10 protein-coding genes are annotated in these 13,662 nt (G+C 38.1%); 8 read left to right on the top strand and 2 right to left on the bottom strand.

Features of this window, described 5'->3' with window-relative positions:
* The first annotated feature begins 135 nt into the window (after positions 1-135).
* The 4 genes from galU to CD001_RS25080 all read left to right on the top strand — a co-directional run bounded on the left by galU (position 136) and on the right by CD001_RS25080 (position 4,962).
* Entirely contained in the window at positions 136-1,029 is an 894-nt protein-coding gene (gene galU / locus CD001_RS25095; RefSeq protein WP_096190294.1) for a UTP--glucose-1-phosphate uridylyltransferase GalU, read from the top strand.
* Between the two features lie 10 nt (positions 1,030-1,039).
* Entirely contained in the window at positions 1,040-2,347 is a 1,308-nt protein-coding gene (gene tuaD / locus CD001_RS25090) for a UDP-glucose 6-dehydrogenase TuaD (RefSeq protein ID WP_096190293.1), read from the top strand.
* Positions 2,348-2,600: 253 nt separating this feature from the next.
* Entirely contained in the window at positions 2,601-3,995 is a 1,395-nt protein-coding gene (locus CD001_RS25085) for a sugar transferase (protein ID WP_096190292.1), read from the top strand.
* Positions 3,996-4,020: 25 nt separating this feature from the next.
* Complete coding sequence (locus tag CD001_RS25080; protein ID WP_096190291.1) at positions 4,021-4,962, top strand: SDR family NAD(P)-dependent oxidoreductase; 942 nt, start codon at positions 4,021-4,023, stop codon at positions 4,960-4,962.
* 418 nt (positions 4,963-5,380) lie between these two features.
* Here CD001_RS25080 and CD001_RS25075 read toward each other — a convergent pair whose 3' ends face one another.
* Positions 5,381-6,424, bottom strand: a complete 1,044-nt coding sequence (locus CD001_RS25075; RefSeq protein ID WP_096190290.1) for an LCP family glycopolymer transferase — start codon at positions 6,422-6,424, stop codon at positions 5,381-5,383.
* A 569-nt stretch (positions 6,425-6,993) separates the two neighbouring features.
* Here CD001_RS25075 and CD001_RS25070 point away from each other — a divergent pair.
* On the top strand, positions 6,994-8,964 hold the full coding sequence (locus CD001_RS25070) for an SH3 domain-containing protein (protein WP_096190289.1): 1,971 nt from the start codon (positions 6,994-6,996) through the stop codon (positions 8,962-8,964).
* A 513-nt stretch (positions 8,965-9,477) separates the two neighbouring features.
* A complete protein-coding gene (locus CD001_RS25065; protein ID WP_096190288.1) occupies positions 9,478-10,332 on the top strand; it encodes a hypothetical protein in 855 nt (284 codons plus the stop codon).
* 118 nt (positions 10,333-10,450) lie between these two features.
* Here the strand turns inward: CD001_RS25065 and CD001_RS25060 are convergent, their stop codons facing one another.
* Positions 10,451-11,089, bottom strand: coding sequence for a YigZ family protein (locus tag CD001_RS25060; RefSeq protein WP_096190287.1), 639 nt, complete (start codon positions 11,087-11,089; stop codon positions 10,451-10,453).
* Between the two features lie 396 nt (positions 11,090-11,485).
* On the opposite strand from CD001_RS25060, the gene CD001_RS25055 reads away from it, so the two are divergent.
* Both CD001_RS25055 and CD001_RS25050 read left to right on the top strand, forming a co-directional pair.
* Complete coding sequence (locus tag CD001_RS25055) at positions 11,486-12,619, top strand: sensor histidine kinase (RefSeq protein ID WP_096190286.1); 1,134 nt, start codon at positions 11,486-11,488, stop codon at positions 12,617-12,619.
* Positions 12,620-12,756: 137 nt separating this feature from the next.
* Entirely contained in the window at positions 12,757-13,458 is a 702-nt protein-coding gene (locus tag CD001_RS25050) for a response regulator (RefSeq protein WP_096190285.1), read from the top strand.
* The last annotated feature ends 204 nt before the right edge of the window (positions 13,459-13,662 follow it).

Here is a 13,662-nt window from a genome sequence, read left to right as displayed (position 1 = left end):
AAATAACGAAATTAATTAAAGAGGGACTCAAAATTGAGTTCCTCTTTACTATAGGAAATGAGTGAGCTAGATAATTCATCGTATTCGTATTATAATGAACGATGGATAATTCTAATGAAGAAAGGAAGAACATCTATGCAAGTAAAAAAAGCAATTATTCCAGCTGCTGGGCTGGGGACAAGGTTTCTTCCAGCAACAAAAGCACAACCGAAAGAAATGTTACCGATTGTCGACAAACCGACAATTCAATATATTATCGAAGAAGCGATAGCATCTGGCATCGAAGATATTATCGTTGTAACAGGAAGAGGGAAAAGAGCGATTGAGGATCACTTTGACAAATCGTTTGAACTAGAAGAAACGCTAGAAAAAAAGCAGAAAACAAAACTTCTCGAAGAAATTCAAGCTATTTCAAGTATGACGAATATCCATTATATTAGACAGAAGGAACCGAATGGACTAGGTCATGCAATTTGGTGTGCACGTAAATTTATTGGGAATGAACCATTTGCTGTTTTATTAGGAGATGACATCGTTCAGTCAGATACTCCGTGCTTAAAACAATTAATTGACGTGTATGATAAGTACAATTCGTCGGTTGTCGGTGTTCAAGAAGTACCTGACAACGATGTTTCAAAGTATGGAATTGTTGCTCCGAAAGGAACAGAAGTGGAACAGAATGTCATTCACGCAGACACGCTTGTAGAGAAACCGGCACTTCAGGACGCTCCGTCAAATTATGCAATTATGGGCCGGTATGTGTTACGACCGGAGATCTTTAATATTTTAGAGACACTTCCCCCAGGATCCGGAAATGAAATTCAATTGACAGATGCGATTAAAGAGTTAAATCAATCCCAAGTTGTTTTAGCATACAACTTTGCTGGAATTCGCTATGATGTCGGTGACAAATTAGGGTTTATAAAAGCGACAGTTGATTTTGCCCTGCAACGAGAAGACTTATCGAACGATGTCGCTGAATATTTGAAAGATATTTATAGAAATCAGTTAACGGAATCAAAAGGTTAGGAGAAGACTCATGAAAAAAATTGCAGTAATGGGAACTGGATACGTTGGCTTAGTATCTGGAACTTGTTTTTCTGAAGTAGGAAATCAAGTTATTTGTTGTGATATTGATGAAAGTAAGATTACGATGTTGAATGAAGGGAAAATTCCAATATATGAACCAGGCTTAGAAGAGTTAGTTAAGAAAAATGTTGATGCAGGTCGACTTTCTTTTTCAACGAATATTTCAGAGGCAATTAGTGAATCTAACGTCATTTATATTGGTGTCGGTACGCCAATGGCGGAGTCAGGTGAAGCTGATTTAACATATGTAAAAAATGTTGCAAAAACGGTTGGTGAAAACCTCAATCGTTATAAAATTATCGTAAATAAAAGTACAGTCCCGGTTGGAACTGGAAAACTTGTTCAACAGATTGTGAAAGAACAATTACAGGAAGACATTGAATTTGATGTTGTATCAAATCCAGAATTTTTACGTGAAGGATCGGCTGTAGCTGATACGATGAATATGGAAAGAGCTGTTATTGGTGCGACAAGTGAAAAAGCAGCGAATATCATTAAACAATTACACGAGCCGTTCAATACGAAAATCATTTCAACTAATGTTGAAAGTGCTGAGATGATTAAATATGCTTCAAATGCATTTTTAGCAACGAAAATTTCTTTTATTAATGACATTGCTAACATATGTGAACGGGTCGGTGCAGATGTTACGAAAGTGGCTGAAGGGATGGGCCTTGACTCAAGAATTGGAGCAAAATTTTTACAAGCAGGGATTGGGTACGGTGGATCCTGTTTTCCGAAAGATACGCAGGCGTTAGTACACATCGCAGAACAAGTTGGCTACGACTTTAAAATGGTGAAAGCCGTAATTGAAACGAATCAGCATCAAAAAATGAAAGTGGTAACGAAGCTAAAAGACATCGTACCAAAATTGCAAGGGAAAAAAATAGCTGTCTTAGGGCTGGCATTCAAACCTAATACGGATGATATGAGAGACGCGCCTTCATTAGACATTATACCTGCACTACTAAATGAAGGTGCTACTATCACTGCCTTTGATCCGATAGCGATCGAAGAGGCGAAGCATCATTTTGGTGAGCGAATTCACTATTCATTAAATGTTGAGGAAACTTTAAAAGGTGCGGAGGCATGCTTGATTTTGACAGACTGGCAAGAGGTTCTCGATTTAGATCTTAAAAAGGTGAATGAGTTACTGAAGCAGCCGATCGTTATCGACGGAAGGAATTGCTTTAAATTGGAAGATGCTGAAGAAGCAAATCTTATTTATCATTCGATTGGAAGACCGGACGTAAAGTAAGGAAAAAAGACGAATAAATGTATGGTAAAATACGCCCTCCTTGTTTATATAACAGCAAGGAGGGCACAATTATGTGTAAAAATGTTTAATTATTTGCACATCTTAATTTATTGTAGTCATAAAACAATATTTTTAGTATAGTTATTATTGATGTAATTTAATGACGCATTTTCATTTTTTGTGTAAATAAACTTTTGTATTTTAACGATACTAAATACTAATTATTGCTTTTTTTAAGGGAGAGGTATTTCACATGCCTGATATAGCACAACTGAGAAATCATAAATTTATTATTATCTTAGCTGACCTTTTGTGTATTTTAGCTGCTTATGTTTCAGCCTTTTATATTCGATACAGTGGATTTCCGGCGAAAAACTGGGAGTCATTTGTTTCCCTTTTACCGTGGATATTATTGATCGGGCTATTCTTTATTTCAGTTTATGAATTATATGCACTAGACCGTAAAAGTACGTTTTGGGATATCGCCGTAAAAACAGTCATTGCTGTTATTTTTATGGCATTCCTAACGATGTCGGCTTCATATTTATTCCGAGAATTTGCGATGCCGCGTTCTATTATTTTAATTGGAAGTATTTTTACGATCATTTTAATGGTGTCCTTTAAGGTCTTATATTTAAAGCTGACAAGAGAGAATATTGTTGGGAAAGTGCTGCTTATTGCAGATGATGAAAGTACTCAGCAGCTAATGTCAAAAATCAAGCACCCGATGATGAAAGGGACGAGTGTAAGGCATATCCAGCCTAACACGTCTATTGACAAAATTGACCATCATTTAAGACAGGTCGATTATGTGGTCATCTGTCCTGACATGAGTAAAGAGACGAAATCGCAAATTATTTACCATGCAATGGCTCACAATAAAGTCGTTTACGTCATTCCGTCACTATATGAATTGTTGTTACAGCGCTCAAGTGTAGCACCATTAGATGATACGTTAATGATGTCAGTGAAGCCATTCGGATTAACTTGGGATCAAACGGTCGTGAAAAGAGTGTTTGATATCGTATGCTCAAGTATTATTTTAGTGCTTATTTCACCGATTCTTTTATTAGTCGCACTACTAATAAAGCTTGAAGATCCAAGAGGAAGTATTATCTACAGTCAAGAAAGATATGGGAAAAACAATAAACCATTTATGATCTATAAATTCCGTTCCATGATTGAAGGTGCGGAAAATAAAACGGGTCCAGTACTAGCGACTGAAAATGACGATAGAATTACAAAAGTAGGTAAATTTATGAGATCGACTCGACTAGACGAACTTCCACAGTTGTTTAATGTTTTAAAAGGGGATATGTCATTAGTCGGTCCGAGACCAGAACGCGGTTTCTTTATTAAAGAGCTATCTAAGAAGTATTATCACTACGGCTATCGCAACACGGTGCAGCCAGGAATAACGGGTTATGCGCAAATTATGGGTAAATATAGTACTGAAGTAGATGATAAGCTTCGATTTGATTTGTATTACATTCGAAAATACAGCTTTTGGCTAGACATCGTTATTTTGCTTAAAACGTTTATCGTCTTATTTGATAAAACGAAAGCAGAAGGAACTGAGTCAAAAAAAAACAAGAATCTAACTTCAAAAAAGAAAAGCTCAGAGAAAAGTATGATAAGTAAGGTTTAAAATTGCTCTAAAAAGAGGGAATCAAATGGGAAAAGTGATCGTTACAGGTGGGGCTGGATTTATCGGCTCTCATGTCGTCGATTTATTAATTGAACGAGGTAAAGACGTTATCGTCATTGATAATATGAGCTCGGGAAAAATTGAAAATATCGAACAGCACAAAAGTATTCATTTATATGAATATGATATTAATGATGACAGATTAAAAGACGTCTTTGCGGATCATATAGACGTTGAAGGATTGATTCATTTAGCAGCGCAAAGTAAAGTCACTCCTTCAGTCGAAGATCCAAATTATGATGCAAAGATAAATATAAATGGAACGATTCATCTTTTAGAGCTATGCCGGAAGCATGGCGTGCAAAACGTTGTTTATGCTTCATCAGCTGCTGTATACGGTCATACGGAAACATTGCCAATAGTTGAAGAAACAACGGTACAGCCACTGTCTCCTTACGGGGTTTCTAAATATGCCGGAGAAGAGTATGTAAAAGCATTTGGTCGGTTATATGAGATGAATGTACATGCTTTAAGGTTTGCCAATGTGTATGGCCCAAGACAAAGTGCTGAAACAGAGGCGGGGGTCATTACCATTTTCATTGAACAGTTAATGAGTGGAGCACAGCCAGTTATCTTTGGTGATGGTGAACAAACGAGAGATTTTGTTTATGTCGAAGATGTAGCTAAAGCAGTCATGTCGTGCTTATTAGACGCCAGTTCTGAACGTATTGATCGAGTGTATAATGTGAGTACAGGCTATGAAACGAGTATTAATAACCTTTTGCAAGAAATGTGCAAAGTACTTCAAATTGATTTTTCACCACAATATAAGGAAGAACGCCCTGGAGATATAAAGGAAAGTTATTTAGCGAATGATCGTTTAAGAACTGACTATAAATGGGAGCCGAACGTGGCGCTCCCAGAAGGAATCTTAAAAACAATAAATTATTACCGTGAAAATAAATAATTTTTTATAAAGAATAGCCCTTGGAGGTCATTTAGTGAAATACACTGAATAACTTCAAGGGCTTTTATTTTAAATGTCATCATTTACTCGAAAGAGCGCCAGGCGGTGACAGGCGAGAAAAGCAATCGTCGAAAATCCCCTAGGTGTACACAGTGTGACACCTAAGAAGTTGAGGCATTGCCCGCTGCAAAGAAGACACTACGAATGCAAACGAAGTGCAGCACGAGTAGATGTCGCACTTGTGCTTTGGAGTGAAAGCGTCCGCCTATAGCGATTTCGAATTCTATATGATTATGAAAAGGGATATCCTCAAAAAGTTTTGGCACGGACCAAATTAAATAAGGTCCCTTAAAGGACTCTGGTGGTCAAGTGCCCCTATTGGGCGAAATTAAAACCGCCCGTAAAACGGGCGGATACTTTAATAATTGTTTGTATTTGTTTCGTCAGTTGGTTCTTCAGATTCTGTTGTTGAATCTGCTTCTGGTTCGGCTTCGTCAATATTTAAGTGAACTCGCAGGCGACTTGATATTTCATTTACTGATTCTTCGTGTAAACGATAATAGTATACGCCATTTTCAGTATAGTTGTCTCCGTCAAATGAGAGAGACTCAACATTATTAAGTTCAGTTGCGTACGTGTGCATTGATAAAAGATTATTAAAGCTAATATTTGTTTTTAAATTATTGCCTAAACTGTCCATAACTGGACCAAATCGAGTAATAGAACTTAAGTTTGTTGCTTTATTAATGACCGCTTCGATTACTTCTTTTTGGCGGTCACCACGTCCTAAATCACCGCGTGGATCTGATTTTCTCATTCTTACATAAGCGAGAGCTTCTTCACCATTTAATGTTTGTTCCCCTTCATAAAGGGTAATAGTACCGTAAGTTTGATTATCCGTTTCCGTAAATGTCATTGGAACATCGACATCGACCCCGCCTAGCTCATCAATGACTTCCATAAATGCATCAAAATTAATGGAAACAAAGTAATCAACTGGAATATCAAGCAGGTGTTCAACAGTATCAATTGTCATATCAAGACCACCGAATGCATGTGCATGGTTAATTTTATCTTGTCTGTCTCTCCCAACGATATTTACGAGGGAATCTCGTGGGATGTTCAGCATTTTCACTGAGTTTTCTTCTGGATTAAATGTCGCTAAAACCATTGCATCCGTTCTTCCAGATAAATCTCCATCTCTGCTGTCTAAGCCGAGGAAGAGTACGGATATTGGGTCGTTACTTGGGTTTACAGCTGTTTCCCTTAAATCTGATCTGTCTCCACGCTCTAAGTCTGTTTGAGAACTTGACGTTACAGATGCCATTTTATATGCGAAATATGCTAACGTTCCGCCAGTAACTAAAAATAGGGTCATAAACGTTATCATTGTTATTTTTAAGAACCGCCTGAAGGGCGTCTTCTTCTTTTGTTTTTTCATTTCAATTCTTGATTGTGCCAAAATTAGACACTCCTCTACGAATAATATTTTATGATTCCTATATATTTGACGCCAGTATATGATTAAAGTTTCACTTGAATGCATGATTGCATTATGAAGCTTTCTATAATCTTATATGAGTTTATGAAAATATATCGAAGGTGTTCAAAACATGTGAGAAATTTCTCTATGAACACACGCACTATAAAAAATTTTCAGAACCCAACCATAATTATACGACAAATTCAGTCATAAAGGATAGTGCCATTTTTTGTTTTTTAGATTATTTGATATTTCGTATGTGATTGGAGGTGTTGAAAGGAAGTGTTGAATGACTGAGACTGCTGAACTAGTAGAATAAAGTAGAAATATGTAAAAAAGACATATTTCTATTTTAAGAGATTTATGCTATTTTATCTAAATAATGGTATAAAAGGAGGATGCAATGAAAGGGATTTCTTGGACATCACCGGTCAGTCTAGCGTGCATAGGTGTTTTTCTTTTCGGACTCGCCAAATTATTAGATACGGTTTGGAAATACTTTTTAAGCTACGGTTAATAGATCAAATTAAAAAAGAGGTGAGGTTGCTTTGAAAAAGGCGAGTGCAGTTATCATATTTTTGTGTTCTTTTCTCTTTATTTTCACTTTACATTCAGAGCATACTCATCAAGTATACGGAAATTCTGCTAATAAAGGGGAAATAACTGCCAGTTTACTTAATGTGAGAGAGAGTCCATCTACCTCTGCACCAATTATCGCGAGGTTAAGTAAAGGAACTTCGATCAATCTGAATGGGGAAAATGGCCAGTGGTATCAAGTGCAAGTTGGTTCTCGAACAGGTTATATACATAGTGATTATGTTAAGGTCACTCATACTTCTTCTGAAAGCGCATCTACAGAAAAGATAGGCAGTGGAGAAGTGACAGCGAGCCGATTGAATGTACGAGCAAGTGCATCGACAAGCTCGAGCGTCATAGGGAGCCTGTCAAATGGAACGACAGTAGATTTATATGAGGACGAAGGCTCTTGGTATAAAGTGAGAGTGAATGGAAACTGGGGCTATGTGCATAAAGATTATGTGAAAAGAGATGGCTCCTCGAATGGCTCAGGAAGTTCCACAGATGAAAAGATAGGCAGTGGAGAAGTGACAGCGAGCCGATTGAATGTACGAGCAAGTGCATCGACAAGCTCGAGCATCATAGGGAGTCTATCGAATGGAACATCAATAGATTTATATGAAGATCAAGGCTCCTGGTATAAAGTGAGAGTGAATGGAAACTGGGGCTATGTGCATAAAGATTATGTGAAAAGAGATAGCTCCTCGAATGGCTCAGGAAGTTCGACAGATGAAAAAATAGGCAGTGGAGAAGTGACAGCGAGCCGATTGAACGTACGAGCAAGTGTATCGACAAGCTCGAGCGTCATAGGGAGTCTATCTAATGGAACATCAATAGATTTATATGGGGAAGAAGGCTCCTGGTATAAAGTAAGAGTGAATGGAAACTGGGGCTATGTGCATAAAGATTATGTGAAAAGAGATAGCTCCTCGAATGGCTCCGGAGACTCCACAGATGAAAAGATAGGCAGTGGAGAAGTGACAGCGAGCCGATTGAACGTACGAGCAAGTGCATCGACAGGCTCGAGCATCATAGGGAGTCTATCGAATGGAACGACAGTAGATTTATATGGGGAAGAAGGCTCCTGGTATAAAGTGAGAGTGAATGGAAACTGGGGCTATGTGCATAAAGATTATGTGAAAAGGGATGGCTCCTCGAATGGCTCAGGAAGTTCCACAGATGAAAAGATAGGCAGTGGGGAAGTAACAGCGAGCCGATTGAACGTACGAGCAAGTGCAAGTACAAATTCTTCGATAGTCGGGAGCTTAAGTCGAGGGGCAATGGTTGATATATATGAGGAGCAAGGTTCTTGGTATAAGATCAATTTTAATAACGACTATGCTTTTGTTCATAAAGATTATATCACGAAAGGCTCAGGGAACTCGCCGAATCCGGGAAATGTTGATTTATCAGGGAAAACGATCTTCCTTGACCCTGGTCATGGTGGAAACGATTCAGGAGCATATGTAAACGGTGTAAAAGAGAGTGACATTGCGATAGGTATTTCAAGTAAACTGAAATCTCAGCTTGAAGCAGCAGGTGCAACCATTGTTACTAGCAGAACGACTGATAAGTATGTCAGTTTAAATGAGCGGGTCAGTCAAGCGAACAACTCTGGAGCAGATTTGTTTATTAGTTTACATGCAAACTCATTCAGTACTTCGCAAGCAAGTGGAGCTGAAGTTTTCTATAACAGTGTTAATAGAGGGTCTGACAGTCGAAGTCTCGCACTAGCAATTCAAAACAGGTTAGTAAATGATGTCGGATTTAGAGATCGAAGTGCAAAAGAATCAAATTTCCAAGTAATTCGATACACACATATGGCATCTGTCCTTGTCGAAGCTGGGTTTATGACAAATTCGTCTGATTTAAATAAGCTAGTAAATAATCAAGACGAAATTGCTCAAGCTATTTTCAATGGGATTGCAGATTATTACAATTAAAAAGTGTTTAGAAGCCTGTTCCAAAATAGGAGCAGGCTTTTCTTATTGTTTACGAAAACTTAGATTTGACTTTGTCGAATTATTGTCTAAATTAGTTGTTGTTTCTAGCTTCAGCGACGAGCGTTTACATTACGAATAAGCATTGATTTGCCCGATGGATATGCTGCAGCGCAATAGGGCTCGTTGGTGGTAGAAAAAGGTAGTTATAGTACCGTCAAGAGATGTTGTTGGAGGCGTTGACGGTAGAAAAAGCCTATACTTACGCCGTCAAGAGACTCATCGCAAGTATAAAGTATCGCTCGTGTGCACCAAACAAATCATTACTAGTAGATGAAGAGACAAGGTACATACGCTTTTGCTCTTGTTAAATTGCGAAGCTGTACCTTGTGTTTTTTTATACATTTTTATTAACAGCAGGTTTTGAAACTAGGAGGGGGGGTATTAGGAATCAAAGCACTCTACTTGTCTAGCTTTTTCCGCACTATATAGGTGTTGGAGAAAAGGAGGGATTATATGAGTAGAAATTCTTTGTTCACTAAATTGAACCGAGGTTATTCTTCAACACTAAAGGAAGAGCTCTCTTCAAAAAAGGCCGAACCGATTCAAGAGTCAGCTTTTTCATCGGTGAAGCACACAGTTCGTCCTGATATAAACAAAGAGAGTGAAAGGAAAAATAACAAACTCTCAAATATGACGGAGACGAATGACTATGAACATTTAACGAATTCGATACATATGAGTGAGGAGGGGCACTGGGATCGGAAAACAGAAAGGTTAATGCGGCAAGTGAGTATGAGGTACGCTGATGAAGTGCTCAATGCATTAACCCCGATATCCGGGATGCTGCAGTTGATTGAGGGTCAACCATATTTTCATTCGTATGAAGAGCTCATTGAACAATCCAAAAAAGGGATTATGAAAAGTAAAGGATATATTCAAGATTTCCTATCCCTGAACCATCCTAAGATTTCAAATAAAGACCGTTGTACATTAGATGAGCTTCTCACTTATGTGAAAGAGTCTCTCGAACAGGAAAACCCAGAAATCTCGCCATTTATTAATTGGAAGGCATCTGGGAGTGAAAATACGTCTGCGAAAATTTTGGTTGATAAAAATAAAGTTCGCATGTTTACCCAACTTCTTATAAAGAAATGGGTGGACTTTCTCCAAGAGGCAAATTCAATGTATGTAACCTTTTATTATAATCATGAGATGAGTGTAATGGTCGAGATTCGTTCTTTGGAAGATGAGTCGCTATCGGCAATACTAGATGATGAATTTCATTTTTACTGTCACCTCGTTCAGAGGAACTTAAATAAAATAGGTGGAGAACTAGTGATTGGGAAAAGTTTGCAACTTTATTTTTGAAAATTGTGCGGGACCTGGTACCGCACAATTTCGTGTTGTATATTGACATTTTTAAAAAGGTTGATCCCATTTTTTTGAAAAAAGCGCCGAACATATGAAAGTTTCGGCGCTTGATCAGTTAGTGTTCGATATCTACTTCTAAGTATTGGACTCCGGTTTGTTCTAGTGTCGCTTGTCCGCTCGTTAAGTTTGTCATAAATTCCTCGAATTCTTCTTCCTGTCCATTTTCAACAAACGTGTCAATTTGTACGTTTTCTAAATAATGAATTTGATCAATTAGGTATGGTGAAGTACGAAGAGTATTTTCGACTTTACCTAAGAAATGGTAGTCCATAGATGCAGTATATTTTTGCATTAATTTTCGTTCGACAACACCTGTTGCTTTAATCCCTTCTGAAGTAGCAGAACTGTAAGCTCGAATTAATCCGCCAGCACCTAGTTTAATTCCGCCAAAGTAACGTGTGACGACTACGACAGTATCCTTTAATTGACGCTTTTTAAGTACTTCGAGCATAGGGACCCCTGCAGTTCCGGACGGTTCGCCATCATCGTTCGCTTTTTGAATTTGATCATTTTCACCGATCATATAAGCAGAGCAATTATGATTGGCATTCCAATGCTCTTTTTTTATTTTTTCAACAAAGGCTTGTGCCTCATCCTCTGAAGTGACTCGGTTTACATATGTAATAAATCTTGAACGCTGGATAGAAATTTCGTGTACTCCGTATCCTTTTATTGTAAAATAAGATGAAAGCATGAATATCGCTCCTTAAAATAGTAGCCTCTATGTTATGATCATTGAATTATTTTGGGAAATTCTCAAAAAGTTTGTGAAATAAGTGGCTATTCATTATTTTTAGGGTATGATGGATGTATATGCCTGTCAAGGATTCAAACTTTTAATATAAAAGTCACTTAACTTGCAGGAAAATAGTACAAATTTTCGACAAACACGAAAAAATCATCTATGATATAAAGTGGACAAACTGTCTTTACCTTATGGCCTATAATTTCTCAAAGTTTTCCTGGAAAAAGTGTAAATCACCCCCATAATTGCTAGATGAACATCGATTCATATGTGCAGGGGGTCAATAGGAGTAGGGCTCTAGTGAGAGAAGTGAAGTAGTTTTCTATAAGAGAAGCGGGGATTCTAATGGACATGGACAAAACATTAGAGACGGTTGTAGAAAAAATGATAGAAACTGTAGACTCCAGTAAATCTCAAATATTTGAGATTGGTGAAGAGTCCCGTGTGGAATATGACCAGCTGAAAAATGAACTCCAACAAATCCAAACGGATGTCATCAAAGTGATTGATAAATTGGAAATGATGGAGCTTCATTCTCGTTTTGCACGCAACCGGCTTGCTGAAGTTAGTAAAAACTTTAGTAAGTACACGGATAACGAAGTGCGTGAAGCATACGAGCAAGCGAATGATTATCAAGTGCAATTAGCAGTACTTGCACAAGAGGAAAAACAGCTTAGGCAGCGCCGTGATCAGATTGAGCGGCGGTTAATGAAGCTGAAAGATACTGTAGAGCGTGCCGAAGCACTTGTGAATCAAATAAATGTTGTGATGCATTATTTAACCGGGGACTTAAAGCAAGTGTCTGAGATGGTTGCAGATGCAGTTGAGATGCAAAAGCTCGGTTTAAAAATCATCCAAGCCCAAGAGGAAGAGCGAAAACGTCTTTCTCGGGAAATTCACGACGGTCCAGCCCAAATGATGGCGAACGTTATGCTCCGTTCAGAAATTGTTGAAAAAGTGTATAATGAGCATGGGGTATCTGCAGCAATAAAGGAAATCTCTGATTTGCGTCAGATGGTTAAGGAGTCATTAGCTGAAGTTCGCCGGATTATTTATGATTTACGGCCAATGGCGTTAGATGATTTAGGGGTCGTCCCGACGCTAAGAAAATATTTAACGAACTTCGCTGAACATACAAATATGAACATTACGTTCAAGAATATGGGCAAAGAAAGAAGACTCCCTTCTGAAATGGAAGTCGCCATCTTTCGCTTTGTTCAAGAAGCAGCGCAAAATGCATACAAACATGCTAAACCAACAGAACTTCTTGTGAAAATTGAACTTAAACCTTCTCATGCGATTCTCGTCATAAAAGATGATGGGAAAGGTTTTGATCCTAGTGTGAAAAAAGAAGGTTCCTTCGGTTTAATTGGAATGAAAGAGCGAGTCAATATGATAGATGGTAAAATGAGTATTGATTCTAAACCGAATCAGGGGACTTTGATCATGGTTCAAATACCGATTAATGGGAATGAATAAGGAATAAGTCGGAGAAAAACCGCAAGTTTTGACTTATGTACTTTCTATCGGGGTTATCCGATAAAATAAGAAGATAAACTTGTTTGGAAAAGAATAGAATTTTTCAGGAAAAAAGATATCCTGGAGGAGGAGAAAACATGAGTGAAGTAGAGAATCATATCAAAATCGTATTAATTGATGATCACCAATTGTTTCGAGAAGGTGTTAAACGCATTTTATCCATGGAAAAAAATATTGAAGTCGTTGCTGAAGGGAGCGACGGTGACGAGGTCATAGATCTTGTTCGTGAACATCAACCTGATGTTGTTTTAATGGATATTAATATGCCTAACGTGAATGGAGTCGAAGCAACAAAAAATCTAGTTGAAACCTTTCCAAATGTAAAAGTTTTGATTCTCTCTATTCATGATGACGAAACATATGTGACACACGTCTTAAAAACTGGTGCTTCAGGCTATCTATTGAAGGAAATGGATACAGAGGCATTACTAGAAGCGGTGAAAGTTGTCGGAGCTGGAGGAGCATACATCCATCCGAAGGTAACCGCGAATTTAATTAATGAATATCGTCGTTTAGCGAATGACGATAAACCGGAAACAGAAGTTGGCTTCCGAGAGGTTGAATATCGTCGCCCACTTCACCTCCTTACACGCCGTGAGTGTGAAGTACTTCAGCTGATGACAGACGGAAAGAGTAACCGTGCCATTGGCGAAACGTTGTACATTAGTGAAAAAACGGTAAAAAACCATGTAAGTAATATTCTTCAAAAAATGAATATGAATGACCGTACACAAGCCGTCGTTGAAGCAATCAAAAACGGTTGGGTCAAAGTAAATTAAAAAAAAGCTTCCGCTAAACCGAGCGGAAGCTTTTTGTATATTATTGGAAAGTGCCTGGCACCTGGAAATTAAATGGGGTTATTATGAGTAGGGAAAGTATGCTGAGGACGAAGGGGGATTCCAGTATTAACCAGGTGCCAGGCACATGGGGAAAAATGGAAAACGAAAAATGGGCATATATGCTCAATCGGTTTGGACGTGGAG

The organism is Evansella halocellulosilytica (assembly GCF_002335745.1).
GTDB lineage: Bacteria > Bacillota > Bacilli > Bacillales > Salisediminibacteriaceae > Bacillus_CA > Bacillus_CA halocellulosilytica.
Note: the sequence above shows the minus strand (reverse complement) of the source record. Positions and strands in the feature narration are given on the sequence as shown.

What these genes read in the sequence shown, in the direction of transcription:
- galU (WP_096190294.1), top strand. Translation starts at nt 136, where the DNA reads ATGCAAGTAAAAAAAGCAATTATTCCAGCTGCTGGGCTGGGGACAAGG.
- tuaD (WP_096190293.1), top strand. Translation starts at nt 1,040, where the DNA reads ATGAAAAAAATTGCAGTAATGGGAACTGGATACGTTGGCTTAGTATCT.
- CD001_RS25085 (WP_096190292.1), top strand. Translation starts at nt 2,601, where the DNA reads ATGCCTGATATAGCACAACTGAGAAATCATAAATTTATTATTATCTTA.
- CD001_RS25080 (WP_096190291.1), top strand. Translation starts at nt 4,021, where the DNA reads ATGGGAAAAGTGATCGTTACAGGTGGGGCTGGATTTATCGGCTCTCAT.
- CD001_RS25065 (WP_096190288.1), top strand. Translation starts at nt 9,478, where the DNA reads ATGAGTAGAAATTCTTTGTTCACTAAATTGAACCGAGGTTATTCTTCA.
- CD001_RS25060 (WP_096190287.1), bottom strand. Translation starts at nt 11,089, where the DNA reads ATGCTTTCATCTTATTTTACAATAAAAGGATACGGAGTACACGAAATT.
- CD001_RS25055 (WP_096190286.1), top strand. Translation starts at nt 11,486, where the DNA reads ATGGACATGGACAAAACATTAGAGACGGTTGTAGAAAAAATGATAGAA.
- CD001_RS25050 (WP_096190285.1), top strand. Translation starts at nt 12,757, where the DNA reads ATGAGTGAAGTAGAGAATCATATCAAAATCGTATTAATTGATGATCAC.